This window comes from Bradyrhizobium cosmicum, assembly GCF_032290525.1.
In the GTDB taxonomy this organism is placed as follows: domain Bacteria; phylum Pseudomonadota; class Alphaproteobacteria; order Rhizobiales; family Xanthobacteraceae; genus Bradyrhizobium; species Bradyrhizobium cosmicum_A.
Genome location: NZ_JASXTA010000673.1, coordinates 1 through 229 on the forward strand (window position 1 = coordinate 1; position 229 = coordinate 229).

A 229-nucleotide genomic window follows, 5' to 3' on the forward strand; every position below is an offset into this window, starting at 1 on the left:
ATTTACTTGAAAGTGTTAACAGAACAACATAAAGAGCAAAGCCTTAACTGACATGAGTTCAAAGAATGTACAAAACTTACCATGAAGGTGATATTCCAAAGTGTTATTGGAAATGAACTCATAGACCAACATTCTCTGCCCACCAGAAATGCAGTAACCAACAAGTGATACAAGATGGCGATGATGAACACGGCTAATGATATCAATCTCAGCTTGGAACTCGCGCTCT

1 protein-coding gene is annotated in these 229 nt (G+C 38.4%); it reads right to left on the reverse strand.

Going from position 1 to position 229, the window contains the following annotated elements; genetic code table 11:
- Positions 1-15: 15 nt before the first annotated feature.
- Positions 16-229, reverse strand: a 214-nt coding sequence (locus tag QSV46_RS41300; RefSeq protein WP_314964599.1) for a protein kinase, incomplete at its 5' end; no start/stop codon positions are given.